This window comes from Mesorhizobium sp. CNPSo 4684 (genome assembly GCF_057784315.1).
This window is the reverse complement of sequence record NZ_JBWLUX010000013.1, coordinates 23,056-47,692: the sequence shown is the minus strand read 5'-3', so window position 1 is coordinate 47,692 and position 24,637 is coordinate 23,056. Positions and strand designations below refer to the sequence as shown.

At 62.8% G+C, this 24,637-nt stretch carries 25 protein-coding genes; 12 read left to right on the top strand and 13 right to left on the bottom strand.

What is annotated here, in order from left to right; translation table 11 throughout:
* The first annotated feature begins 13 nt into the window (after window positions 1-13).
* The gene (locus AC04SG_RS14160; RefSeq protein ID WP_488551550.1) at window positions 14-1,060 is read left to right on the top strand and encodes a glutathione synthetase; all 1,047 of its coding nucleotides are present in this window, start codon (window positions 14-16) and stop codon (window positions 1,058-1,060) included.
* Between the two features lie 140 nt (window positions 1,061-1,200).
* Here AC04SG_RS14160 and AC04SG_RS14155 read toward each other — a convergent pair whose 3' ends face one another.
* Entirely contained in the window at window positions 1,201-1,875 is a 675-nt protein-coding gene (locus tag AC04SG_RS14155) for a GntR family transcriptional regulator (protein WP_488551549.1), read from the bottom strand.
* A gap of 132 nt (window positions 1,876-2,007) precedes the next feature.
* Here AC04SG_RS14155 and AC04SG_RS14150 point away from each other — a divergent pair, with 132 nt between their 5' ends.
* The 4 genes from AC04SG_RS14150 (at window position 2,008) to AC04SG_RS14135 (ending at window position 5,803) form a co-directional block, all read left to right on the top strand.
* On the top strand, window positions 2,008-2,922 hold the full coding sequence (locus AC04SG_RS14150; protein ID WP_488551548.1) for a substrate-binding periplasmic protein: 915 nt from the start codon (window positions 2,008-2,010) through the stop codon (window positions 2,920-2,922).
* A 16-nt stretch (window positions 2,923-2,938) separates the two neighbouring features.
* Window positions 2,939-3,679 (top strand): amino acid ABC transporter permease, encoded by a 741-nt coding sequence (locus AC04SG_RS14145; protein ID WP_477343134.1) that lies wholly within the window; start codon window positions 2,939-2,941, stop codon window positions 3,677-3,679.
* Window positions 3,680-3,683: 4 nt separating this feature from the next.
* Window positions 3,684-4,478 carry an amino acid ABC transporter ATP-binding protein gene (locus tag AC04SG_RS14140; RefSeq protein ID WP_352592191.1) on the top strand — a complete coding sequence of 265 codons (795 nt, stop codon included), beginning with the start codon at window positions 3,684-3,686 and terminating at the stop codon, window positions 4,476-4,478.
* Window positions 4,479-4,606: 128 nt separating this feature from the next.
* Window positions 4,607-5,803, top strand: a complete 1,197-nt coding sequence (locus AC04SG_RS14135) for an NAD(P)/FAD-dependent oxidoreductase (RefSeq protein WP_488551547.1) — start codon at window positions 4,607-4,609, stop codon at window positions 5,801-5,803.
* A 56-nt stretch (window positions 5,804-5,859) separates the two neighbouring features.
* Here AC04SG_RS14135 and AC04SG_RS14130 read toward each other — a convergent pair whose 3' ends face one another.
* From AC04SG_RS14130 to AC04SG_RS14095, 8 genes are all read right to left on the bottom strand, one after another.
* Window positions 5,860-6,588: an amino acid ABC transporter ATP-binding protein gene (locus AC04SG_RS14130; RefSeq protein WP_488551644.1), complete on the bottom strand. Its 729-nt coding sequence runs from the start codon at window positions 6,586-6,588 to the stop codon at window positions 5,860-5,862.
* 56 nt (window positions 6,589-6,644) lie between these two features.
* Window positions 6,645-7,319: an amino acid ABC transporter permease gene (locus AC04SG_RS14125; RefSeq protein WP_477283209.1), complete on the bottom strand. Its 675-nt coding sequence runs from the start codon at window positions 7,317-7,319 to the stop codon at window positions 6,645-6,647.
* Window positions 7,316-7,987 carry an amino acid ABC transporter permease gene (locus AC04SG_RS14120; protein WP_488551546.1) on the bottom strand — a complete coding sequence of 224 codons (672 nt, stop codon included), beginning with the start codon at window positions 7,985-7,987 and terminating at the stop codon, window positions 7,316-7,318. Before AC04SG_RS14120 ends, AC04SG_RS14125 begins: the two co-directional genes overlap by 4 nt.
* A gap of 111 nt (window positions 7,988-8,098) precedes the next feature.
* Window positions 8,099-8,887, bottom strand: a complete 789-nt coding sequence (locus tag AC04SG_RS14115) for an ABC transporter substrate-binding protein (protein WP_488551545.1) — start codon at window positions 8,885-8,887, stop codon at window positions 8,099-8,101.
* 111 nt (window positions 8,888-8,998) lie between these two features.
* A complete protein-coding gene (locus AC04SG_RS14110) occupies window positions 8,999-10,162 on the bottom strand; it encodes a saccharopine dehydrogenase C-terminal domain-containing protein (RefSeq protein WP_488551544.1) in 1,164 nt (387 codons plus the stop codon).
* On the bottom strand, window positions 10,159-10,668 hold the full coding sequence (locus tag AC04SG_RS14105) for an Lrp/AsnC family transcriptional regulator (RefSeq protein ID WP_112560910.1): 510 nt from the start codon (window positions 10,666-10,668) through the stop codon (window positions 10,159-10,161). The genes AC04SG_RS14110 and AC04SG_RS14105 overlap by 4 nt, the downstream gene beginning before the upstream one ends.
* A gap of 174 nt (window positions 10,669-10,842) precedes the next feature.
* Window positions 10,843-11,574, bottom strand: a complete 732-nt coding sequence (locus tag AC04SG_RS14100; RefSeq protein ID WP_488551543.1) for a 3-keto-5-aminohexanoate cleavage protein — start codon at window positions 11,572-11,574, stop codon at window positions 10,843-10,845.
* Window positions 11,575-11,782: 208 nt separating this feature from the next.
* Complete coding sequence (locus AC04SG_RS14095) at window positions 11,783-12,256, bottom strand: MarR family winged helix-turn-helix transcriptional regulator (protein WP_488551542.1); 474 nt, start codon at window positions 12,254-12,256, stop codon at window positions 11,783-11,785.
* A 153-nt stretch (window positions 12,257-12,409) separates the two neighbouring features.
* On the opposite strand from AC04SG_RS14095, the gene AC04SG_RS14090 reads away from it, so the two are divergent.
* The gene (locus AC04SG_RS14090) at window positions 12,410-13,225 is read left to right on the top strand and encodes a p-hydroxycinnamoyl CoA hydratase/lyase (protein ID WP_352592168.1); all 816 of its coding nucleotides are present in this window, start codon (window positions 12,410-12,412) and stop codon (window positions 13,223-13,225) included.
* 33 nt (window positions 13,226-13,258) lie between these two features.
* A complete protein-coding gene (locus tag AC04SG_RS14085) occupies window positions 13,259-14,761 on the top strand; it encodes an AMP-binding protein (protein ID WP_488551541.1) in 1,503 nt (500 codons plus the stop codon).
* 44 nt (window positions 14,762-14,805) lie between these two features.
* Here the strand turns inward: AC04SG_RS14085 and AC04SG_RS14080 are convergent, their stop codons facing one another.
* Window positions 14,806-15,468 carry a phytochelatin synthase family protein gene (locus tag AC04SG_RS14080; protein ID WP_488551540.1) on the bottom strand — a complete coding sequence of 221 codons (663 nt, stop codon included), beginning with the start codon at window positions 15,466-15,468 and terminating at the stop codon, window positions 14,806-14,808.
* 147 nt (window positions 15,469-15,615) lie between these two features.
* Between AC04SG_RS14080 and AC04SG_RS14075 the strand changes: the two genes are divergently transcribed.
* The 3 genes from AC04SG_RS14075 to AC04SG_RS14065 all read left to right on the top strand — a co-directional run bounded on the left by AC04SG_RS14075 (window position 15,616) and on the right by AC04SG_RS14065 (window position 17,585).
* Window positions 15,616-16,038 carry an OsmC family protein gene (locus AC04SG_RS14075; protein WP_488551539.1) on the top strand — a complete coding sequence of 141 codons (423 nt, stop codon included), beginning with the start codon at window positions 15,616-15,618 and terminating at the stop codon, window positions 16,036-16,038.
* Window positions 16,039-16,078: 40 nt separating this feature from the next.
* On the top strand, window positions 16,079-16,603 hold the full coding sequence (locus AC04SG_RS14070) for a carboxymuconolactone decarboxylase family protein (RefSeq protein ID WP_488551538.1): 525 nt from the start codon (window positions 16,079-16,081) through the stop codon (window positions 16,601-16,603).
* Between the two features lie 241 nt (window positions 16,604-16,844).
* Window positions 16,845-17,585, top strand: coding sequence for a 2OG-Fe(II) oxygenase (locus tag AC04SG_RS14065; RefSeq protein WP_488551537.1), 741 nt, complete (start codon window positions 16,845-16,847; stop codon window positions 17,583-17,585).
* Between the two features lie 58 nt (window positions 17,586-17,643).
* Here the strand turns inward: AC04SG_RS14065 and AC04SG_RS14060 are convergent, their stop codons facing one another.
* Window positions 17,644-17,958: an EthD family reductase gene (locus tag AC04SG_RS14060; RefSeq protein WP_488551536.1), complete on the bottom strand. Its 315-nt coding sequence runs from the start codon at window positions 17,956-17,958 to the stop codon at window positions 17,644-17,646.
* 220 nt (window positions 17,959-18,178) lie between these two features.
* On the opposite strand from AC04SG_RS14060, the gene AC04SG_RS14055 reads away from it, so the two are divergent.
* Window positions 18,179-19,801 (top strand): ABC-F family ATP-binding cassette domain-containing protein, encoded by a 1,623-nt coding sequence (locus AC04SG_RS14055; protein WP_488551535.1) that lies wholly within the window; start codon window positions 18,179-18,181, stop codon window positions 19,799-19,801.
* Window positions 19,802-19,855: 54 nt separating this feature from the next.
* On the opposite strand, the gene AC04SG_RS14050 is transcribed toward AC04SG_RS14055, so the two are convergent.
* Window positions 19,856-21,376, bottom strand: coding sequence for a winged helix-turn-helix domain-containing protein (locus AC04SG_RS14050; RefSeq protein WP_488551534.1), 1,521 nt, complete (start codon window positions 21,374-21,376; stop codon window positions 19,856-19,858).
* On the opposite strand from AC04SG_RS14050, the gene AC04SG_RS14045 reads away from it, so the two are divergent.
* Window positions 21,343-21,711 (top strand): hypothetical protein, encoded by a 369-nt coding sequence (locus tag AC04SG_RS14045; protein ID WP_488551649.1) that lies wholly within the window; start codon window positions 21,343-21,345, stop codon window positions 21,709-21,711. The two genes, AC04SG_RS14050 and AC04SG_RS14045, sit on opposite strands and share 34 nt — an antisense overlap.
* Before the next feature lie 112 nt (window positions 21,712-21,823).
* Here AC04SG_RS14045 and AC04SG_RS14040 read toward each other — a convergent pair whose 3' ends face one another.
* A complete protein-coding gene (locus tag AC04SG_RS14040) occupies window positions 21,824-24,427 on the bottom strand; it encodes a bifunctional diguanylate cyclase/phosphodiesterase (RefSeq protein WP_488551643.1) in 2,604 nt (867 codons plus the stop codon).
* Window positions 24,428-24,637: the final 210 nt, after the last annotated feature.

Sequence of the window (24,637 nt, the reverse complement as noted above, 5' to 3'; positions counted from 1 at the left end):
GGGGGGCTCTGAAATGCGCATTGCGTTCTTCGTCAATTCCATCGGAACCGAGACGCCGGGCTACACGACGACGGCGTTGGCGCTGGCTGCCGTCCAGCGCGGTCATTCCGTCGTCTATGTCGAGCCGGGCGATTTCATCCTGCGCCCTAACGATGATCTGGCCGTCAGCGTGACGGCTCTGCCCGATGCTGCCTACAAGACATCAGGCAAGCTTCATGCTGCCCTGCAGGATGCCGCGAAGCAGAAGAAGACCGTCGCCATGAGCGACATCGACATATTGTTTCTGCGTAACGACCCGTCGCTGGATGGCGCCGGTCGGCCATGGGCGGCCAATGCCGGCATCATGTTCGGTCGGCTCGCAGCCGAACGCGGCACCATCGTCGTCAACGATCCGGGCGGTCTGGCGCAGGCACAGAGCAAGCTCTATTTGCAGTCTTTCCCCGAGGCCGTCAGGCCGGCGAGCCTGATATCGCGCAGCATTGCCGAGATCCGCGCCTTCATCGACAAACAGCCGAAGGGCTGTATCGTCAAACCGCTGCAAGGTTCGGGTGGCAAGAACGTGTTCCATATTGCCAAGCCCACCGATTCCAACCTCAACCAGATTTTCGAGGCGGCCAGCGGTGACGGCTATCTTGTCGCGCAGGTCTACCTTCCGGAAGCCAAGGCCGGTGACGTGCGTCTGTTCCTGATGAACGGCCTGCCGCTGGTGCGCGACGGCAAATACGCAGCCTTTCGCCGCGTTCCGGCCAAAGGCGACGTCCGCTCCAACATCCATGCCGCCGGCACGGCCCGCAAGGTCAAGGTAACGGCCACCATGCTGGGCATCGCCGAGATGGTGCGCCCCAAACTGATCGGCGACGGCATGTTCCTGGTCGGTCTCGACATCGTCGGCGACAAACTTCTGGAGATCAACGTCTTCACGCCAGGCGGGCTGACCCGGCTGGCCGACATGTACGCGACGGATTTTGCCGCAAGCGTCATCGCTGCGCTGGAGGAGAAGCAAACGCTGCGGCAAGCCTATGGAACGACGATGACAAATGCGCGGCTGGCGACGCTTTGAAGAATTAGGCAGGACGCGACCTTTCAAAGGTGAAGGCGCGTATAACTGCTTTACGCCGCGTGCCGGCCACACAAATAGCCTTCGCGCTTTCTGGACGCTGACAGGCGGTCACGCCGGAGGTCGTTGTTCCGCCAAATCGGCTAGATGATCTTGCGAACATCCTGTTCGAAGCTGAGGACGTGATGCAGCGCGATGCGCTCGGCCGTTTCGCCATCTCCCCTGCAAACCGCCTCGAGCATAAGGGTTTGCTCCTGCAGGACCTTGTCGAGCCCCGACATGAGTTCCGGAAAACGCCGCGTCGCCACATGCAAGATCCTGAGTGACAGGTTGTGGTAGTGGTCGAGCGTGTCGAACAAATAGGGGTTCTTGGCGGCGCGGTAGATGAAGCGGTGGATGCGTCGGTCGAGCGCAAGCAGGGGCTCGAGTTCCGGAGGGTTTTTAAAGGCGGCGAGTTCGGCAATCAGGGCGCGCGCTTCCCGACGCTCAGGCTCTCGCAGACGTTCGGCGGCCAGTCGCGTCGCCCAGGATTCAATTCTCGCCCTGGCCTCATAGATCGCCGATAGATCGCTGATGTCGATCGTGCTGACGGAGGTCCCGCGGCGGCCGTTGACATCGACGAAGCCATCGCGCTGCAGCCGCAACAACGCCTCGCGCACTGGCGTGCGACCGACGTCCAGCCGCCGCATGAGATCGGTTTCGCGAAGCAGGGTGCCGGGCGCCAGCTTAACCGTGATGATGTCCTCCCTCAGCTGCAGATAGGTGCGCTCGGCCAATGTCGAGCCAGGCTCGACATTGTCGGCATCGTCTTCCGGCATCCGCGCATCCATCCCAACTCACCTCACAGGGGTCGATTCCGATCGCCGAGGAATCACTTGACAACGGATTCATATAATATACTGATCAATATATCACAAATATATTGATCCGGTGACAGGGAGATATCGGGGATGGAAAAGGGTGTTTTGTCTCGCTCGCGATTCAAGGTCGGCATTGGCGCCTTGCTAGGGGTTGGAATTGGATTGCTGGCCACGGTGGCGCATGCGGACGGGCTTGAGACGCTGAAGCCGGGCGTCCTACAGGTCACGATCGAGCCCTATATGCCCTACACGGCGATGAAGGACGAGAAGCTCGTCGGGCTGGACAGCGATATCCTTGCCGCGGTCGCCGACAAATTGGGTCTCAAGATGGAAGTCAGCGTCACCGATTTTCCCGGTATGCTGGCATCGGTCCAGTCGCGGCGTGCCGACATCACGATCGGCGGCATCGCCTGGTCGGACGCGCGCCAGAAGGTCGGTCTCTTCACCGATCCGCCTTACTATTCGCCACCGGCAATGGCGGTGCAAGGCACTGCCGACTATCCGGACGTCAAGAGCCTGGAGGGCAAGGATCTCGGGACCGTCACCGGCTATGTCTGGGCGAAATCGATCGCGCAGGTGCCCAATGCCACCCCGCACACCTATCCCACGGCCGACAGTGTCTTTCAGGACCTGTCATCAGGCAGGCTGGATGTCGGCTTTCTCGACCCGCTGCTGATTATCTATCAGCAGAAGGAACGACCGGACATGAAGTTCCGCGTCGCCTATCTGGCGCCGCCAGCCGCCGACGAGATCAAGGCCCATCCCGACTATCAGTATTTCCAGCCCTACATGACCGGCTTTTACCTGCCGAAAGAGGCGCCGAAGCTCGCGACAGCTGTCTCGGCCCAGATCGATGCAATGTACAAGGACGGCTCGCTTGCCGCGCTCGTCACAAAATGGGGCGGCGATCCGAAGCAGTTCCTGGTTCCTTCGCCGGAGATGGCGGCTCAGCGCCGGGGCGTGGACCGCCCCGCGGATTGGTCGCCGCCCTCAATCGCGCCTTGAGCGTCGGGGCAAGCACATGTCCCTTTTCCACACGCTCACCGGGTTTTTCCAGGTTCCCTGGAGCGACTACGCAAGCAATCTCGGCTGGGGTCTGCTCAGGACCCTGGCCTACACCATCGTCAGCTTTGTCGGTGCTGCTGTCCTCGGCCTCGTGCTGGCGCTGATGCGCCTCAATCGCTTGCGTCTGGTGCGTCTGCCGGCCGCCATCTACACGGAGATATTCAAGAACGTCCCGTTGCTCGCGATTATCTTCGTCACCTATTTCGGCCTGCCGTCGGTCGGCATCAAGCTCAGCGTCTTCGTCGCCGGCGTGCTGAGCCTCATGTTGTTCTATGCCGCCTATCTCTCGGAGATTTTCCGCGCGGCCATCGCCGGCATCCATTCCGGTCAGAACGAGGCTGCGCAGGCGCTGGGCCTTGGCCGCGGCACCACCTTTAGCCACGTCATTCTACCTCAGGCGTTGAGGCTGGCATTGCCTGGCACCAACACCATGTTCGTCGACCTTCTGAAATCGACGTCGCTTCTGGTGACGATCTCTGCCGTTGAACTGATGACCCAGGCGCAGCTGATCGCCTCCGAAACGTTTCGGGCGCTCGAAGTCTATCTGGTGATTGCGTCTATCTATTTCGCCGTCTGCTATCCGATTTCGCAATGCCTGCTCTGGCTGGAGCGGACCATTCAGGCTGGCGTACCGCTGTCGCTGGGGCGCCGGCGGCGGCTGAAGCTGGCGAAGACGCTGCTCGCGGGCGGAGCCTAGACCGATGGCACACGAGACACTCAATAGGGAGCTTGGCAAGACGGCTTCCGGCCCGGCAGTCACCATCCGTGGCTTGCGGAAGTCCTTCGACGGGAGGCAGGTGCTCGGCGGCATAGATCTCGACGTGCCGGCTGGTCGGATCATCAGCATCATCGGCCAAAGCGGCGGCGGCAAGACGACGCTGATGCGCTGCGTCAACCTGCTCGAGCAGCCCGACGACGGCGTCATCGAGGTAAATGGCGAGACGATCTGCGACAAGGGTGCGGTGACGTGCAGGAATCTCGCCAAGCTGCGCCAGCGCGTCGGCATGGTGTTTCAGCGCTTCAACCTGTTCCCGCATCTGACAGCGGTGGAAAATGTCGTTCTCGCCCAGATGCATGCCGCCGCAATTGGGGAGCGCGAAGCGGTCGAGCGCGCGGTGCGCCTGCTCACGCGCGTCGGTCTCGCGCATCGGGCAACAGCCTATCCGGAACGCATGTCTGGCGGCGAGCAGCAGCGCGTCGCGATCGCGCGCGCCCTGGCCCTCGGCCCGACTGTGCTTCTGTTCGACGAACCGACCTCCGCGCTCGATCCAGAATCGACCGGTGAGGTGCTGCGTGTGATGCGAGAACTGGCAAAGGACGGCATGACCATGATCCTCGTCACCCACGAATTACCTTTCGCCCGCGAAGTCTCGGACTGGGTCGTCTTCATTGACGGCGGCCGGATCATCGAGCAGGGAACGGCGGCCGACGTGCTCGACAACCCGCGTGAAGCACGAACGGCTGCCTATGTCGCGCGCTACGCCGCGCCTGCCTGAACGCCAGCCAGCAAACAGTCCTGACAGAACCCATTGGCGCATGTGCGATCCGGGCACGGCACTGCCATCGCCGTTTCGCAGGGTCTCGGGCGCCAGCCACCGTCTTTGCCTCAACGCATGTGGACCAGATGAGCAGGATTTCGACCGACATCGCCGTCATCGGCGGTGGCGTCATAGGTTTGGCGATTGCACTTCGGCTTCGCGCTGACGGACGCGAGGTTGTCGTGATCGAACCGAACGAACCTGGCAGTGGCGCATCTTACGGCAACGCCGGGACCATCGCGGACTATGCGGTAATCCCCGTCGGGACGCCGGCGGTTCTGAGGAATCTGCCTTCCCTGCTGCTCAACGCGCGCAGTCCGTTGTCGATCCGCGCTTCCGCCTTGCCGACCCTCTTCCCTTGGCTGGCGAGGTTCGCATACGAATCTCTGCCGCACCGGTTCAGGGAAAACACCCGCCGGATCGCCGAACTCGTATCGGACGCATCGGCGGCTTGGGAGGAGTTCGCAGCGGAAATTGGGGCATCGGACCTGCTCTCCGCCAGGGGCTGTCTCTATCTCTACGAAACGCCCAAGGCCTTCAAGGCGGCAGCCACCGATATCGATCTGCGCCGCTTCCATGGCGTTGGTCAGGAACTGCTTTCGGCCGACGAAGTGCATCGGCTCGAACCTCGGCTACCGCCCTTCGAAGGTGGCGGGCTGTTTTTTCCGGGCGCACTCAATCTCAGTGATCCGGGCGAAGCGATGCATCGGTTGACCGCAACAGTCCGGCGGGCGGGTGTGCAATTCGTCAAGGCCTCTGCACAAACGATCGCCCGGGAAGCGAATGGGATCCGGATCATCGCGGGGCCCTTCGACATCCGCGCCCAGACCGCTGTTATCTCCGCCGGTGCCCACTCGCAAAGGCTCGCCGCCCAAATCGATGATCCGGTCAGCCTCGATGCCGAACGTGGCTATCACATTGAATTTGACATGACCCACCCACCGATTGAACGGCCGGTCTGCCCGACAGCGCTCGGCTTCTATCTTTGCCCGATGCGAGGCCGGTTGCGCGTTGCAGGCCTTGTAGAACTCGGTGGATTGGGGGTTCCCGCCAATCAGCGGTTGCTGGCGGCGCTGGTGGAGAATTCGCGTCGGGTTTTTCCAGACCTGGGGGAGCCGAGCCGCACATGGCTCGGATTCCGGCCTTCAATGCCCAATTCTGTGCCCGTTATCAGGCCATCGAGAGGTGGGCGGGATGTGATCCTTGCCTTCGGCCATGGACACATAGGGCTGACGCTCGCGCCGCGCACCGCCCGGCTGGTAAGCGCGATCCTTGATGCATAGTCGCAGATCGAAGTTTCATCTCGTGCCGGCGGCGGCCAGTTGTTCGAGCGCCGACCCTAGTGCCTGAGAATCTTGCTCAGAAAAGCCCGGCTGCGGTCCGTCTTCGGGGCAGAGAAAAACTCCTCCGGCGTGCCGCTTTCGACGATGGCGCCGGCATCCATGAACACCACGCGCTGCGCCACCTTGCGGGCAAAGCCCATTTCGTGCGTCACCACCATCATCGTCATGCCTTCTTCTGCCACCGCGACCATCACGTCGAGCACTTCGGAAATCATCTCGGGGTCGAGCGCCGAGGTCGGCTCGTCGAACAGCATGATCTTCGGCCGCATGCCGAGGCAGCGGGCGATCGCCACGCGCTGCTGCTGGCCGCCGGAGAGCTGTGAGGGATAGGCGGTGACCTTGTCGGCCAGGCCGACCTTGGCCAGCAAGTCGCGACCGGCCTGCTCGGCCTCGGCGCGCGGGATCTTGCGGACATGGATTGGCGCCAGCGTCACGTTTTCCAGAGCGGTCTTGTGCGGGTAGAGATTGAACGACTGGAAGACGAAGCCGATCTCGGTGCGCAGCAGCGTCATGTTGGTGGCGGGATCGCCGAGGCGCTGGCCGTCGACGATGAGGTCGCCGTCCTTGATTGCCTCCAGGCCGTTGATGCAGCGGATCAGCGTGCTCTTGCCCGAGCCGCTGGGGCCGCAGACGACCACCACTTCGCGCGGTTCGACGCTGAGCGTGATGTCCTTCAGCACATTGAGCGGGCCGAACCATTTGTTGACGCCGCGAAAGTCGATCATGCCGGTTTTGGCCTGGCTTGGCGTGCTCATATTCGTGCGCCCTTTGGGGTTCGATGTCACAGCTGCACCTCGCCATGCGCTTGGCCCATGCGCCGCTCCAGCCGGCGGGCGAGCATGATCAGCGGATAGCAGACGATGAAATAGCCGACGCCGACGAGGAAGAAGACCAGCAGGCCGTTGGGCACACGCTGCACCACCAGCCAGCCGACCCGGGTGAGGTCGGTCAGCCCGATGGCCGAGACGACCGAAGAATCCTTGATCAAGAGCACATACTGCCCGACCAGCGGCGGCAGCACGATGCGCATCGCTTGCGGCAGCACCACCTGGCGCATGCGCTGCCAGCGCGACAGGCCTGACGCCAGCGCTGCCTCGACCTGGCCGGTCGGCACCGAACGGATGCCGGCGGCGACGATTTCGCAGATAAAGCAGGCGGCCAGATTGGTCAGTGCGATGATGCCGGCGGTGAAGGCGTCGAGCTCGATGCCGAACTCCGGCAGGATGAAGAAGATCAGGAAGATCTGCACCAGGAACGGCGTGCCGCGGATCAGGTCGACCCAGGCGCCGATCACACTCGAGATCAGCCGGTTGCCGCCGGTGCGCAATATGCCGAGGCCGAAGCCGAGCGCCGTGCCCAGCACCAGGCTGATCAGCGACAGCATCACCGTCATTCCGAGGCCGCGCAAGGCGAGGGGATAGCTGCCGGCGAGGCTTTGCAGCTGCTGCCAGATCATGTGCGTGCCCCCGCCGAGCCGAGCCATTGGCTGGAAGCAACAGCTAGCCCCTTAAGGCAGTAGTAGAGCAGGAGGTAAAAGGCGGCGATGGTGAGAAAACCTTCAGCCGGCATGAAACGGTCGGACGCCAGTAGCTGGCCGGCGCGCGTCAGTTCGGAAACCGAGATCAGCGACAACAGCGCCGAATCCTTGACCAGAACGATCGCTTGGCCGAGCAGCGGCGGGATCGTCACCTTGAACGCTTGCGGCAGGATGACGAGGCGCATGCGCTGGACATAGGTCATCCCCGAGGCGACGCCGGCTTCCACCTGGCCGCGCGGGATCGACAGGATGCCGGCGCGAATGATTTCAGCGACATAGGCGCCGCTGTTCAGCGACAGAGCGATGATGCCGACGACGAGCTCCGGCAGGACGAAGCCGAGCCGCGGCAGGCCGAAATAGAGGAAGTAGAGTTGCGCCAGCAACGGCGTGGCGCGCACGGCATCGATATACGCCTTGGCTGGCAGGCGAAACAGCTGGTTGCGCTGCAGGTTCATGGCGGCGAGCACGATGCCGACCGCCAGCGCCCCGGCAAAGGACAGCGCCGACAGCCAGACGGTCGTGACCAGACCCTGCCCGAACAGCGGCAGATATTCGATGATGGTGCGGAAGCTGAAGTTTTCGAGCATGGGCGGTGAATGGGGAATAGGCAGTGGGCAGTAGTGAGTAGGGTGTCAGGAACGGATAATTACTGCTCCCTACTGCCTACTGCCTACTCCCTACTGCCTAATTCCTATTCCTCAGTGATCCTTCTTCCAGGCGTCGGAATTGACCCAGTAGTCGAGGTTCTTCTGCAGGCGGCCGTCGATGCTGACCTGGTTGAGGAACAGGTTCATCCAGACCAGCAGGTCCGGCTCGTCATAGCGGGTGGCGAAGGCAAGCGGTTCCTTAGACAACAACTCCGGCATGATGGTGAAGGTGCCGGCGGGATAAGCGGTCGACTGACCCGTGACCGCCGAGACGTCGTTGACGCCGCAATCGGCCTGGCCGTTGTTGACCGCGTCGAGCAGCAGCGGACCGCCGCCCTTGTAGCTCTTGATGTCGGCATCCGGGAAGGCGTTCTTGGCTTCCTTTTCGCCGGTGGCGCCCAACAGCACGGCGATCTTGGTGCCCTTGGCCTTGCAGTCCTCGGTGGTCTTGAACTTGCTGTCGGCCTTGGTGAAGACGGTGCTGCCCGTATACATGTAGGGCGTGGTGAAGGCGACCTTCATGCCGCGCGCCAGCGTCGGCGTCATGTCGGCGACCAGCAGGTCGGCCTTGCCCGACAGCAGCGCCGGGATCAGCCCGTCCCAGTCATAGTCGAGGAAGGTGACCTTCACGCCCATTTCCTTGGCCATCAGCTCGGCGAGTTCGACCGAACTGCCGGTGCGTTCGCCATTGGCGCCGACCAGCGAGAAGGGCGGTCCTTGCGTCTGCACCGCGACGCGCAATTCGCCGCGCTTGGTGATCTCGTCGAGCGTTCCGGCACTGGCAGCGGTGGTAAGACCCGCAAGCGCAAGTCCGGCGATGAAAAGCTTGGCAATCTTCATTTGGCATTCCTCCTTGTTGTATTGTTCCACTGCGTCGTTTGTTATTTTCACCCTTCGGGTGCTTTTTGAGCGGCAGCGCCGTTTGCCGGCGGCGCCACCGTTCGAAAATCCTCAGTCCCAGGCCACCGTCTCGGCAACCCTGATGCCGCGCCTGGCCAGTTCGTCGAAGAACGGTTCGTCCGGAACATGCTGCAGCGGGTTCAAAAGCCCTGGTGTGGTGATCTCGCGTCGCGCCAGCATCTGCGCCACGATGCTGGCGGGATAGCCGACGCCGAGGCTCATGCCGAACAGGCCGGAGCCGAGGTCGCGCTCAATGATGAGGTCCGACGTCACCGTTTTGGCGCGACCACCTTCGAGACCGGAAAAGACGTTGCGCATAACGCAAAGGTCCTTCTCGTCGGCGCCGTACTGCAGTTGCGGGCCGAGCAGCCGGCCGAGAAATTCGCGTGGGCTGGCGCTTGTGCCGGGCACCTTGTCTTCGGAGAGGAAGCCGAGTTCCTTCAGCGGCGCCCAGAACGCCGACCAGCCGGGCCAGCGCAGCGTATAGCGGCCCGAGCGTTGCAGCCCTTTGGCGGCCTCCAGCATCTCGACATAGTGCAGCGCGTCGCCATTGGGAAAGGCCTCCAGCCGGCCGAGGCCGGCCACGTCGATCTCGTGGATGAAGCGGTTGTCGTGCTGTCGGCCGGCCGAGACTTCGACCCGCTTGCCGTCCTCGATCATCACGCTGTCGCGGTTCTGGCTGACCAGAACCATGTCGAAATTCCAGCTCACCTTGTAGCAGAGCGGCTTGGCCATTGCCTTCGGTTCGGGGATGCCGCCGCAATAGGAATCGATCGAAGAAATGCTGTCGAACTGCTTTGCGGCGCGCGCGTAAAGCACGAGGTCGATGCCGGGGTCGAGCCCGCATTCGGACATGATCGAAACGCCGGCCCGTTCAGCCTCCAGCGCCAGATCGGCAATCGCCTTGCCGTAATTGGTAGTGACCAGCGGCGTGCGCGTCGCGATCGCCGCCTGCACCGCCTCGCGCATCAGTGGCTGCGGCAGGAGATCGATGACGGCGTCGACATCGGCCAACACAGTGGCGAGTGCCGGACCGATCGCGCCTTCGGGCACGACGAAACGCACGCGAGAAAGGTCGGTTAGGCCGGCAAGCCGGACAGGGCCGTCAGCTGCTGTATCGACACAGACGATTTCCTCGACACCGGCGCTGGCGACGAGATCGGCAATGGCCGCGCGGCCCTGCAGGCCGAGACCGCCGAGAACTGCGATCTTCATGCCGGCTCCTTGCGGGCCGGTGTTTCTTCCGACCAGCAGCCTTCGGGAAGGCTGACCCATTTGTTGCACGAGGCCATGACGACGAAGGTCTCGCTGCGCACCACTTCGCCGGGAATGCCGGCGCCGGGGATCAACTCGCTGGTGATGCGGTAGAGGTCGGCGACATCGCCGGCGACAGTGACGTCGACAATGATGTCGAAGCGCCCGGTGACCACCGAGGCCGAGTTGACGAAAGGCAGTTCCGAGATTCGCTGCGCCAGCTCGCGGGCGCGGCCTCGGCCTTGCGCGTTGATGCCGACAATGGCCGAGATCAACTCCGGGCGCTCGGTCAGATTGAGCAGCCCGACGATCTTCAGCAAATTGCGGTCCAGCAGATTGCGCAGCCTTGAACGCACTGTCGGCACCGAGATCGCCATCGTCTCGGCGAGCCGGTTGATGCCGGGTTGGGCATCCTGTGACAACAGCTTGACCAGCCGTCGATCGGTTTGATCGAGATGTTCACGCAAAGGCTAGGCTTTCATAAAGGAGAAAAATAAGAGGAAATTTCTTCCAGATATGAAAACAACCTATGAGAAATTTCTAGTAACAGCAAGAGGGGAGTTATCACTCGCTGTTGCGCCGCTTCGCGAACGTGGCGATCACCTCACGAGGGTAGATCGCCGGCGCACACTCCTCAGCCGCTACGCCGATCGGCCGGCTCGGAAGATCGCCACTGCGGCCGCCACGAGTGCAGCATTGCCTGACGCCACGCTGCCGTCCGGCAATTCCTTGCCGTCCTCCAGCCCGACGCGGGTCGACAATTTCCGCGCCGCCGCCTTCTCGACGAACGGCCACACGGTCGCGTTCTCGCCATGCAACAGGATGGCGCGGCAGATGCCGGCGCGTTCGAGCACCTTTTCGATGCCATAGGCAACGGCAAACGCCTCGTCCAACGTCTGCTCGGAAATCTCGATCAGGATGCGCAGCACGCGTCCGCCATGGTCGAGGCCGACCAGCCGCTCAGCGTCGGCGACTGAAGCCAGACCGGCTTCGATGCCGATGCCACGCTGACGCAGGCTCTCCATGACAATGGGTGCTGCCGTCTCGCTGAGATTGACCGAGGCATAGTCCGGCAATTCGCGCCAGCCGGCGATGGCGACCAGCGTGCTGGTATCGTCGTTCTCGATCCAGGCGCCGGTGGAGACGCCGATCAGCGTGCCGGGACAGGCGCGGCGCAGCGCCGCGATCGTCGGATCCATCGCTGCCGGCGAAAGGCTCTCTCGCTTGTCGGCTCCGCGCGCATGGACATGCAGCTCGGCCGCGCCGGCGGCAATCGAAGCCGCACCGTCGCGCGCCATGGCTTCGGCGTCGAGGGGGAGGGCAGGGTGGAAATCGGCGGCGCGGGCGCCATTGATGCAGGCCTGGACGATCATGATTTCGCGCTCCTGTTGCGGATGGCGCGAGCCTAGCAAAGGGCAGGGCGGAGAGGGAACGGGCACGGTGAAGACTGCTGACAGGCGGATGCCACCCGGCCTGAATCAGACCGGCAAGATGCGCCGCTATCGCCTTGTTCGAAAAAGGTCTTCAGCGAGATCGGTGGCGGCATGGCAAATGGCTAGTGACGAGCGCTTGCCGAAGAACTTACTCTTCCTCGATCCAGATCAGGCGCAGCAGGCGCAGCAGCGTTGCCCGTTCCTTTTTCGTCAGCTGCTGCAGGAACCGGTCCTCGTGCCGGCGTACCTGCCGGCGCCATGCCGGCATGGCCGCTTTGGCTGCCTTGGTCAAGGCGAGCACCTGTACGCGCTTGTCCCGCGCATGGTCGTCGCGTTCGACCAGGCCGCGTTCCTCGAGTTCGGCAAGCAGCGGCGCCATGTTCGCGCTCTTCATGCCGAGCAGGCGGCAGAGTTCGGCGGCGCGGATACCGGGCCTTTCGTCGATCAACGCGAGCATGCCGTAGGTCACCGGGCGCAACGAGGCATCGGCCATCTCGACAGCGAAATCATTGAGCGCCAGAGCCGAAGCGCGCCGCAGATTGTAGCCAATCTGCGCGTCGAGCGTGTCTTCCGGCGCTATCCTGGCCTTGCGGGGTTTGCTGCGGATTGTGGCCTCGTCCATGCTGCAAGCGATCACCGCGACCAAGGCCCTTGTCAAGCAGAAAATACTATGCGACATAGCAATTATGAAAGCTATGTAGCATAGCGATTAATGCAAGGCAGGTTGGAGCGCGGCTCTTGGCTTGCCATGCACGCAAGCAGGAGGAGAATTGCCATGACCGAAGAGACCGTGGCCTTCGACGTCGAGAACGGCATCGCCTGGGTGCGCTTCAACCGACCCGAAAAACGCAACTGCATGAACCCGGCGCTCAACCGCCGCATGATGGAAGTGCTGGATGGGCTGGAATACCGCGACGATGTCGGGGTGCTGGTACTGTCGGGCGAGGGCAGCGCCTGGTCGGCGGGCATGGACCTCAAGGAGTATTTTCGCGAGACCGAGGCCAAAGGGCTAGGCGCCGTCCGCAAAGCTCAAGGCGAAGCCTATGGCTGGTGGCGGCGGCTGCGCTGGTACCGCAAGCCGACCATCGCCATGGTCAATGGCTGGTGCTTTGGCGGCGGCTATGGCCCGCTGTTTGCCTGCGACCTCGCCTTCGCCGCCGACGAGGCGCAGTTTGCGCTGTCCGAGATCAACTGGGGCATCCTGCCTGGCGGCGGCGCCACCAAGGTAGTGGTCGACCTGCTGTCGATGCGCGACGCCATGTACCACGCGCTGACCGGCGAACTCATCGACGGCAGGAAGGCGGCGGCTTGGAAGCTGGTCAATGAAAGCCTGCCATTGGAGAAGCTGAAGGCGCGCGTCACCGAGGTGGCGAATATTTTGCTGAAGAAAAATCCGGTCGCGCTTAAGGCCACCAAGGACGCCATCCGCCGCGTCGCCGAGATGACCTACGACAATGCCGAGGACTATCTGGTGCGCGCGCAAGAGGCGGCCAACTCCTACGACAATGACGGCCGCAAGGAAGGCATCCGCCAGTTCATTGATGAGAAGAGCTACAAGCCCGGCCTCGGCGCCTACGACAAGGCAAGGTGATCAGCCAACATCCGATCTGGGAGGAGATGCGAGATGCCGGCCTGGACGACGCCCGATCCCGTGGCCCTGTATGCCGCGACGCAGCCAGAGCGTCTCGCTTGCGTCGACCTCGCTTCTGCGCGGCGCTGGACCTACGGCGGGCTCGACGAAGCCATCCAGCGCGCTGTCGCCGTGCTCGAAAGCGGCTACGGCATCGAGCCGGGGCAGCGCATCGCCAGCGTCGCCCGCAACAGCGCCGACCTCCTGATCCTGCAACAGGCCGCCATGCGCTTCGGCGCCGTCTTCGTGCCGGTGAACTGGCGCCTCGCTGCGCCTGAGCAGCAGGCTATCCTCGCCGATTGCGATCCCGCACTGCTGCTGCACGATGCCGCGTTTGATAGGGCGCCGCCCAAGAGCTGCATGACGGTCGAGGTCGCTGCCTTCGTGGCGGCGATGGCAGCGCAGGCGCCGGCAACGCGCCGGCCCTTGCCGCCGGCCGATCAGCCGTCGATCATCCTCTACACCTCCGGCACGTCGGGTCGCCCCAAGGGCGTCATCATCACCGAGGCCAACGCCTTCGCCACCGCGGTCAATTTCGGCGTGCTGGGGCGGGTCGGCAATGCAAGTGTCTTCCTGTGCGATGCGCCGATGTTCCATGTCATCGGCCTCATCACCAGCCTGCGTCCGCCCTTGCTGCAAGGCGGCGCCGTGCTGATCTCGCCCGGCTTCGAGGCCGGTCTCACCAACCGCCGGCTGGCTGATCCCGAGCTCGGCGTCACCCACTATTTCTGCGTGCCGCAAATGGCAAGAATGCTGCGCGATGGCGCGGATTTCGACCCGGCGAAGTGGATCTCGCTCACCGCTATCTTCACCGGCGGCGCTCCCAATCCCGCCGCCGACATCCGCTGGTGGCTGGAGCAGGGCGTGCGCATGGTCGACGGCTTCGGCATGACCGAGGCCGGCACCGTGCTCGGCATGCCGCTCGAAGCCGGCCAGATCGCCCGCAAGGCAGGTTCCGCCGGCCTGCCGGGACCTTCGGTTTGCCTGCGCATCGTCGATGATGACGGCAACGACGTCGCCCCGGGCGAGGCCGGTGAGATCTGGCTCAGCGGCCCCAACATCACGCCCGGCTACTGGAAGCGGCCGGCCGAGACGGCGCAGGCCTTCACATCCGATGGATGGTTCCGCACCGGCGACATTGCCCGCCGGGACGAAGACGGCTTTGTCACCCTGGTCGACCGCCGCAAAGACATGTTCATCTCCGGCGGCGAAAACGTCTATCCGGCCGAGGTCGAAATGGCGTTGCTCGAACATCCCGACATTGCCGAAGCGGCCGTCATCGGCATCGCCCATGAGCGCTGGGGCGAGGTCGGACGGGCTTTCGTTGTCGCAAAGCCCGGTCGCGCGCCCGACCTTTCGGGGCTGGCCGCCCACTGCGCGGACCGTATCGCCCGCTACAAGGTGCCGAAGGAATTCCTGCTCGCCGACGCGTTGCCGCGCACCGCCTCCGGCAAGATCCAGAAACACATTTTGCGCGGGTGGCCGGCGCCGGGTTGAGGTAGCGAGTGCATCGTGGCTGAGAAACCGCTGAGGGGCCCCTGCTACTCGATCAGAAGCAACCCGCGCTTTTTGCCGCCATCGCTGTCGATGGTGTCCATGGCCGAGAACAGGCGTTCGCGCTCGATCAGCCAAGGCTTGTAGCGCTCGTTGACGTCGAGAACGAAAACCAAGTCCTCGGCCTCCAGATAGCCGCCGATCGGTGAAAAATGACCACTGCCGGCGCCGAATATCGTCTCTCGGGTAAAGTTGATGATGTAGCGGCGGCCGGGGTCGTTGGCGTGCTTCATGTGCTCGCGGAACTCGTCGGCGCTCAGATTCCGAAGCACGGAGACTTTGCGCCCGGTTTTCGCCTGAGCGATGTCGGCAAGCTCGTCCAGCGTCAGACCGACGATGCAAAAGCCGGTCCAGCACTTTCCGGTTCCCGCGAGCACTTCGGCTTCGGTCGTCTCCTCTTCGCCGATCGAGCGGAAGGTGTTTGCGACACTTGCCGGACCGCAGCGTGAACTGTTCGATTGCCAGTCAAGGTTGGCATTGAAGGTAGCAGCCACGGGCAACTTCCAGGCCCTGTCGATCAATGCAGGGGTACGAACAACCGACGACTGGATGGCGTCTGGCGAGACTGGGGACGGACCGACAATCAAAAATGCGGCACCGCAGAGCAGGCCTACGCCGGCAATCACAGCCAAAATGAAACTGCGCTTCATTGCTGAACCTCGAAGCAGACGATTTTGTTCGTCGGTCGATGTTGCGATGTCGGCCCCGAGACTACCATATACCGGCATTGCGTGGCAGGGCGCGGCCGCCAGGCGGCTGCGCCTTGCATTTTGCCCGGCCCCGAAAGGATAGTTGAAATGGCAGAACTCAAGGTCAGGACCCGAGAAACCGGCGCGCTGGCCGTGATGCCGCCGGGCGGCTTACCGGTCGTGACAACTCCGACCGGCGGCAGCGTCGATGTGGTGACCGGGGTCAATGCTCAGGGCTTCAATCCGCTCGACCTGCTCTATGCCTCCGTCGCCGCCTGCATGGTGCTGAGCGCCCGCATCGCCGCCACGCGCCTCGGCGTCGCCGCCAACCTCGGCGAGGTGCGCGCCGAGGTCAGCGGCGAGAAGGCGAAGGACGAACCGTCACGTGTTGAAAAGATCAGCATCAGGCTCGACATCTCGGGCGATCTCGACGCGGCGACCAAGCAGCGGATCGTCGAGGATGCCGAAGCGATCTGCACGGTGTCCAACACGCTGCGCACCGCGCCTGAACTGCACGCGACGCTTGGATGAGGCTGAACGTCCTCGCCCGCCACCAACCAAGGACCATCCGATGGCCATGATCCCGCCGATCGACTACGCGACGGCATCGCAAGACATCCGCGCCGAGCACGACAGGGAGCTTGGCCTGCGCGGTCGCATGACCAACATGAAGCGCATTCTGCTGCATTCGCCCGCGGCGCACCGCATCTATGCCGAATGGTTCACGCTGCGCGATCTGTTAAGGCCCACGGTCGACGACCGCGCCATCTGGCTGTTTTCGCTGGCGATCTCGCAAGGCTGCCGGGCCGAGATTCCGGTCACCTTCTTCCGCCGTGCGCTGATCGATAGCGGACTTGAGCCGGAGGCGATCGAGCCGAGCAAGGATGAAGCGCTGCTGATCGCTTTCGGCAAGGCGGTCGCCGCCAACGCCAATGCCGTCCCGGACAACATCTGGGCGGCACTCAAGGCCCGCTACGCCGACACGCTGCTGGTCAATCTTGTCGCCTTCGCCGGCATCATGGTGGCGACCTGCGTGTTCACCAACGCGGTGCGGGTCGATCTTGATCCGGAGTTGGACGGGTATCGCAAGCGGTGACGTACGGTTTTCCATTCTCCCCTTGTGGGAGAAGGTGGCCGAGCGAGGCTCGGTCGGATGAGGGGTGTTCCAGGGAACGCCAACGCCTCACTCCGCTGGAACACCCCTCAACCGTCTCGGCGCTGCGCGCCGATCCACCTTCTCCCACAAGGGGAGAAGGTAAAGCGCGTCCATCTCCGCAGGAATCGGGTGGTTCGCACCTCTCACCCGCCCCACTTTGATCGTATCAAAGGAGGCATCCATGACCATCCATTCGATAACCGCCAAACGCGCAACCCGTTCGGCCGAAGCGCGCGTGGCCGCGCAGGACTGGAGCGCTCTAATCGGCGACCTGAACAGCTATGGCAGCGCTGTCATGCCGGCTCTGCTCTCACCCGAGGAATGCGCCGAAATCGCCGCGCTCTATCCGCATGAGGAGCATTTCCGCAGCCATGTGGTGATGGCCCGCCATGGCTTCGGCAAAGGCGAGTACCGCTATTTCCGCTACCCGCCGGATCTCATCGGCGGCCTGCGCACCGCGCTCTACCCCAGGCTGGCCGGCGTCGCCAACGACTGGAACGAGCGCATGGGTGTTGCCCAGCGCTATCCCGCCGACCACGCCGCCTTCCTCCAGCTTTGCCACGAAAACGGCCAGACGCGACCGACGCCGCTGCTCCTCCAATATGGTCCCGGCGACTTCAACTGCCTGCACCAGGACCTCTACGGTGACCTCGCTTTCCCGCTGCAGGTGGCGATCCTGCTGTCGCAACCCGGCGAGGATTTCACCGGCGGCGAGTTCGTTCTCACCGAACAGCGCCCGCGCATGCAGAGCCGCGCCGAGGTGGTGCCGCTGACCCAGGGCGATGCGGTGATTTTTGCTGTCCACAACCGGCCGGTGCAAGGCACGAAAGGGCACTACCGCGTCAATCTCAGGCACGGTGTCAGCCGCCTGCGCTCGGGACGGCGGCATACGCTGGGGATCATCTTCCACGACGCGAAGTAACGTCGTCCGCTTCGGCGCGGCTCCTTCGTTCCGCTGGCTGTCCGAGACCGGCGAAGGCTCACACTTCGTCGACGTCGAACACCAGCATCGTCAAGTCGTCGTCTCCTGGCGCGAGTATCCGCCGGTCAGCGGCGCAGGCAATGCCGATTTCGGTGGCAAATGCGCTCTGCATATCGGCGAGGCTGTCGAAATAGAGCGTCCCGACCAGATACGGCATCTCGCCCGCCGAGCGCTTGATGATGGGCCGCCTGCTGATGTCGTAGCGTCGCAGGCCGGGAAGCTTCTTGGCCTGCGGCACATGAACCTCGAAATAGTGCCGGTCGAATGCCTCCGGATCGGCCGGGGTTTTGTAGATCACGAGCATCTTGGCCATCGCCGTATTCCTGTCCTGTTGGTCGGGGGCCATGCAGGCCGCCGCGCCAATGTCGTTCCGCGAGGGCGGTTTTCGACAATCCCTGGATTTTTGTTTTCGTTCGCGATGACGGGGTCGTCGCCACCATCTGCGGCGCTTCTGCCTCTTCCCTCCTTGCGCTCATTCGCGTATGGCCCCGGGCAAATCCCTCAACTTTGCACCAACTCCCCCGGACCGCCCCATGATCCGTCTCGAAAACATCGGCAAGCAGAACGGCCGCCAGATCGTCTTCATCGAGGCCTCGGCCGCCTTGCAGAAGGGCGAGAAGGTCGGCCTTGTCGGGCCGAACGGCGCCGGCAAGACGACTTTGTTTCGCATGATCACCGGACAGGAGCAGCCCGACGAGGGCCAGGTGCAGGTCGATCGCGGCGTCACCATCGGCTATTTCAGCCAGGATGTCGGCGACATGGCCGGCCATAGTGCGGTCGCCGAAGTGATGAACGGCGCCGGGCCGGTCAGCGACGTGGCGGCCGAAATGGCCGAACTCGAGGCGGCCATGGCCGATCCCGACCAGGCCGACCGGATGGACGAGATCATCGAACAATATGGCGAGGCGCAGCACCGCTTCGAGGAGCTCGACGGCTATGCGCTGGACGGCCGCGCCCGGGAAGTGCTCGACGGCCTCGGCTTTTCGCAGGAGATGATGGACGGCGATGTCGGAAAACTGTCCGGCGGCTGGAAGATGCGCGTGGCGCTCGCCCGCATCCTTCTGATGCGGCCCGACGTGATGCTGCTCGATGAGCCGTCGAACCATCTCGATCTTGAAAGCCTGATCTGGCTGGAGCAGTTTTTGAAAGGCTATGACGGTGCGCTGCTGATGACCTCGCACGATCGCGAGTTCATGAACCGCATCGTCAACAAGGTGGTCGAGATCGACGCCGGTTCGCTCACCGCCTATTCCGGCAATTACGAATTCTACCAGCAGCAGCGGGCGATCGCCGACAAGCAGCAGCAGGCGCAGTTCGAGCGCCAGCAGGCGATGCTGGCCAAGGAGATCGCCTTCATCGAACGCTTCAAGGCGCGGGCGTCCCATGCCGCCCAGGTGCAGAGCCGGGTGAAGAAGCTCGACAAGATCGACCGCGTCGAGCCGCCCAAACGCCGCCAGATCGTCAATTTCGACTTCCAGCCGGCGCCGCGCTGCGGCGAAGACGTCGTAACGCTGAAGAACGTCCACAAAGGCTATGGCAGCCGCAGCATCTATGAGGGGCTCGACTTTCAGGTCCGCCGCCGCGAACGCTGGTGCATCATGGGCGTCAACGGCGCCGGCAAGTCGACACTGCTGAAGCTGGTCGCCGGCTCCTCCGACCCCGATGCCGGCACGGTGGCGCGGGGGCCGAGTGTGAAAATGGGCTATTTCGCCCAGCACGCCATGGAGGTGCTGGAAGGCGAGCGCACCGTGTTCCAGACGCTGGAGGACGCGTTTCCGCACGCCGGACAGGCGCCGCTGCGGGCACTTGCCGGCTGCTTCGGCTTTTCCGGCGACGAGATCGAGAAGAAATGCCGCGTGCTGTCGGGCGGAGAGAAGGCACGGCTGGTGATGGCGCTGATGCTGTTCGACCCGCCCAATCTTCTGGTGCTGGACGAGCCGACCAACCATCTCGACATCGCCACCAAGGAGATGCTGATCACGGCGCTGTCGCAGTATGAAGGCACCCTGCTGTTCGTCTCGCACGACCGCCATTTCCTGGCCGCACTCTCCAACCGCGTGCTGGAACTGACGCCGGAAGGCATTCACACCTATGGCGGCGGCTATACCGAATATGTCGAGCGGACCGGGCAGGAAGCGCCGGGGTTGCGGGGGTAACCCCGCCCGGCAGACGGACGCCTCGGCTCTCGTCCAAAGCGAAGACCGCACCGCCTAGGGCTTCTCCTCATACGCAGCGATTGCCTTGGCGACGCCGGCAACGAGATGTTCAACATCACTTGCATGTTCGTACGCAATCCCGGTTTGCGCAAACTGCATCGGCGAAAAGTCAGGTGCTATCCGCTTGACCTCTGCCATGATGCGCTGAGCTTCCTTCAGTTCGCCGAGTTGCGCGTGGCACCCCGCCAGCCTTGTCAGTCGCCAGGGCGACTTCGAGGGGACCTTGGACATGCTGACAAGCGCGGCCTTGTAGTCTCCAGCCGAGTATTGCGCGATGGCGCGATCATAGTGGTACCAATCAGGATGGATCGGGTTGATCCGTATCGCACTGTCTAGCGCCGCGAGTGCTTCAAGAGGCCTGCCTCTCATCGAGAGCAAGAACCCCATTTGCGCGATCGTATCGGCGTCATAGGGATTGAGGTCGAGCGCGCGCTGAAGGTGATGTTCGGCCGCGTCGAACTGGCGGGCAGAGATCAAGGCCTGCGCGAGCACGCGATGGCAGCGCGGCTCTTCCGGCGCCAGGGTCACCGCGCACTCCGCGCGCTCGATCAGTGAACCAAGCAATTCCGGGGACGCCTCGGCATAGCCGCCGATAATGAGATCGGCGAGCGCGATGTAGGAATGCGCCAGGGCATAGGTCGGGTCCTTTTCGACCGCAGCCTGGAAAAGATCGCGCGCAGCCTTGTTGTCATCATCACCATAACCGCGCAGCCGGGCCAGTCCACGCAGGAGAAGCTCGTATGCGGCCAGGCTGTCGGGAGGCTTCGGGGTTGCCTGCTTGACACCTGCGTCGTCGAGCCGAGCGACCAGCCGGTTCACCACACGGCAGGCGATTTCTTCCTGCATGTCGAAGATCTGGCCGCCGGACGCAGAAAAAGTTTCGCTCCAGAGGACTCCACCCGTCGAAGCAGTCATGAGACTGACGGTGACCCGCATGCCGTCTGCGCGGGTCGTCGCCCTGCCGCGGACCAGATAGGTTGCGCCAAGGCTGTCGCCAACGGCACGCCAATCGGAAGCGGAATCCGAGGCAAAGGCAAATCCGGAATTGCGTGCCAGCACGTCGACCCTTCCGAAGCGAGCCAACGCATTGACAATGTCCTCGGCGAAACCGTCGATCAAAGGGGTGTCTTCCGGCGCACCTTCATTGCTGAAACGCAGTACCGCAACGCTCGGTTGTCCGGGGCGCTCTTGCTTTGGCGCCTCGAGAAGAGACAGCACGTAGCCGCGTTTGGCGACCGTACGGATGATGGTTTGGCTTTCGTCCTGCAGCGCCTTTCGCAACTCCCTGACCGCCTGCGTCAGCGAGTCCTCGGTCACGAAGACATCAGGCCATACCGCCGACATCAGTTCCGACTTGGTCGCGACACGCCCGACATTCCTACTGAGATAGGTCAACAGGTCAAACGCCTTGGAGCGCAGAGCGACAGGTTTCCCGTCGCACAACAGCAGCCCGCGGGCAAGATCAAGCTCGCAACTGCCAAGTGCCAGTACGTGCCCTGCGTTTTCTTGCGACATCGAATGCCGATCTGACCAACTTGAGCAAACGCTGCCCTATTGGGGTCTTGATCGGCTTGGACGTCAAGGGATCAGGAGAATTTGATCCGCTTTCACCTTGGCTGGAAGCCATCCGCCTCTCCATGGCGATGATCTCGAGCATTTCGAACATTGTTCCAGGCATGGGCGCTCACGGGGATGCAGCCATGACGGTGGATGCATATTCCAGCAGTTCCTGCCGGGCGGCTTGGCGTGTGCTCTCATTCACTGACATGTTCCACCTCCTCCAGTTCGTTCAGGAGAACAATGAAGCCAAGGAACGGGCGCGTACCGGAAGATTTCTGAAATTCTGCTGAATCTTTCTGTCGATCCATATGTCGAGCGGACCGGCAGGAGCGCCGGGACTGCGCAGCTAGAGCCATTTCAGGAAACGGTTCTTCCGTCCGCAATTGCGTCAAGCAGGGTTTGTCAACTCGCCGCCAGCCATTTGCGTGACTGGGCGAATGTCTTGAAGGCTTTTGCGTCCATCGGGTAGCCGAACAGGAAGCCTTGGAGGATATCGCAGCCAAGCTCTTTCAGGATCTGCGCGTGCTCCATCGTCTCGACACCCTCGGCGACCACTTCGATACCGAGCGACTTGCCGATGTCGATGATGGACGACACCAGCTGTCGCTGCGCGGTTGAGCTGGTGATGGGGGTGACCAGCTGGCGATCGATCTTGAGGCGACGCGGCCGCAACTTCAGGAGCGAGACGATCGAGGCATGTCCGGTGCCGAAATCGTCGATCTCGATGTCGATACCGAGCCCCTTTATGTGCTCGATGTTCCAGGTGACCAGTTCGTCGTTTTCGTCGAGGAAAATGGACTCCACCAGCTCGAACGACACGGTCCCTTTCTTGATGGCAAGCTTGCGCAAACCCTTGATCAGGTCCTTGTCCTCCAAGCGCCTGGCGGAGACGTTGACCGACACGCGCGGGATGTTGAGGTGGCTACGCGACCAGCGCTCGAAATCATCAAGCGCCTGCGTCAGGACAGTGCGGTCGATAAGCGCCACGACATTGAGTTCTTCAGCCACCTTGATGTAGGCGTCGGGGGTCAGCATGCCGCGTTGCGGATGGTCCCAACGCGACAGCGCCTCGACGCCGACGATCTCCAGCGTCCTGGCGTCGAACTGCGGCTGGTAGTAGACGACGAATTCGTTCCGCTCGAGTCCGCCCAGAATCTCGTCGGCGGTTTGCTTGGTCCGAACGATCTCGCTCTGCAGCTCTTCGTTGAAAAACTCGTAGCGGTTGCGGCCACGGCCTTTCGCCCGGTACAGGGCGAGATCGGTATTGACGAGCAATTGCTTGGCGTCGACGCCGCTGTTGGCTGCAATGCCGATGCTTACGCCGAACCGGCACTGGTGACCCAGATAGTCGACCGGCTGGCGCATGGCGTCGATGATGTGGTCGGCAAGCGCGGCGAGCTCCTTGTCGTCGCGTCCATGGCTCAGCACGACAAACTCATCGCCGCCGATGCGCGCAACGAAATCGGCACCGCCGACGCTGGCCTGGATGACTTTCGAAGCATGCACCAGCAATGCATCGCCCGCTGCATGGCCGAGCGTGTCGTTGATCTGCTTGAAGCGGTCAAGGTCGAGATGCAGCAATGCTGCGCGGCCCTCGGCTTCGTGGTTTTCGGCAAGCATCTCATCCAGATACCGACGGTTGGGCAGGCCGGTCAGCGAATCGTGCAGCGCGACATGCTCGATGCGGGCCTTGGCCATATTCAGTTCGGCATTCTTCGATTCTGAAAGGCGTCGTTCGCGCACGAGATTCTCGTTGAGCAGCACGTCCCAGGTCACGTCCCATTCGGCGCCGATCATTTTTGATCCGCCGTTGATGTCCTGGAAGAAACTGGCGCGTGTGCGGACATGGCGAATTGTGCCGTCCGGTCGCAAAAGCCGATACTGCGAAGAGTAGGGGCCTTGTGTCGCGGCAGCCGAATCGAAGTCCGCTTTCGCCCGTTCGAAATCTTCAGGGTGGATCGCCAGCGCCCAGTCGTCATAGCCGCGGGTCTTGCCGTCGGCGGGCTTGCCATAGATTTCGTTGATGCGGTCGTCCCATACGAGCTCGTTGCTGACGAGGTCGTGCTCCCACACGCCTATCCCCGAGGCCTCCAATGCCAGTTCCAGACGCCTGGACAGGCGCCTCAACTCGGCGTCATTTTTCTGCCGTTCACCGAAAAGACGTCCGGCCGCGAGGATCGGCAGCACCACCAGCGCGCCGGCGAGGCCCATGAGCGTCCACAGCAGCCACTCATTTTTCGGAGCGGTTGGCCAGCCGCCCTTCGGTATGGCCGAAATCTGCCAGGAGCCTGAAGGCAGTTGCACCTCCGCCGTCACCGGATTGCCGGCCACGACATTGTCGCCGCCGAAGAACAGTTCGCCGCCACCCCCCAGCGCATCCTTGCCGATGAGCGCCACATCGATATCCAGGTCAGGGTCGGTCAGTCCGCTGGCAGCGTAGAGCCGATCGATATCGATCACGGCCGAGACAATTCCCCAAAAACGGTCACCGCCACCCGCCGTCGGCACGAAGACAGGGATACGGCCGATGAAGCCACGTCCGCCTTGCGCCAATTTGACCGGCCCGGCGAGCACCAGCACGCGATGGTCGCGGGCCCGAAGCGCAGCCATGCGTTGCGCCTCGGTCTTGCGGTAATCCAGCCCGATGGCTTTCTCATTGCCTTCCAGCGGGTATATCAGCGTGATGACGAGATCGGGCGCGCCGGCAATATCGCGCAGTTGCGATTTCTGCTCAAACAAATTGCGGGCGAGTGCAGCAAATCTCTGCTGGCCCATATAGGGCTCGGTAACGATCGCCGAAACGAGGCCCTGAACCAGCTGGAGATTGCCGGTAATGTTGCCTTCGAGCTTGGCGCGTATGATGTTGACCTTGGCCAGGACGTCAGCGCGCGCCAGCTGATCGGAGACCTCCCTGTTCCTCTGGTCGGCAACCAGGGCACAGACGAGAAGCACAACAAAGGCAATCGCCGCCGGCAAGTTGGCGGAAGAAAAAATGGCCTGTTTCAACCGGCCGGGATTGGGTGTCTCTCCTGCCAATTCGATCCGAATACCTTTCCAGGGCAGTAGTCCATCGATCGACCATAGTAGCTAAAGTTTAAATTTGAACTTCAAGGCGGCCCGGGAATAAACGTTGAGATCTTGGTTGTCAGCATAGGGGGCGAAAGCTGAGTGCCTTGCGACTAAAGCAAAGGCGTAGAGCGGTTCCCTGAACAATGA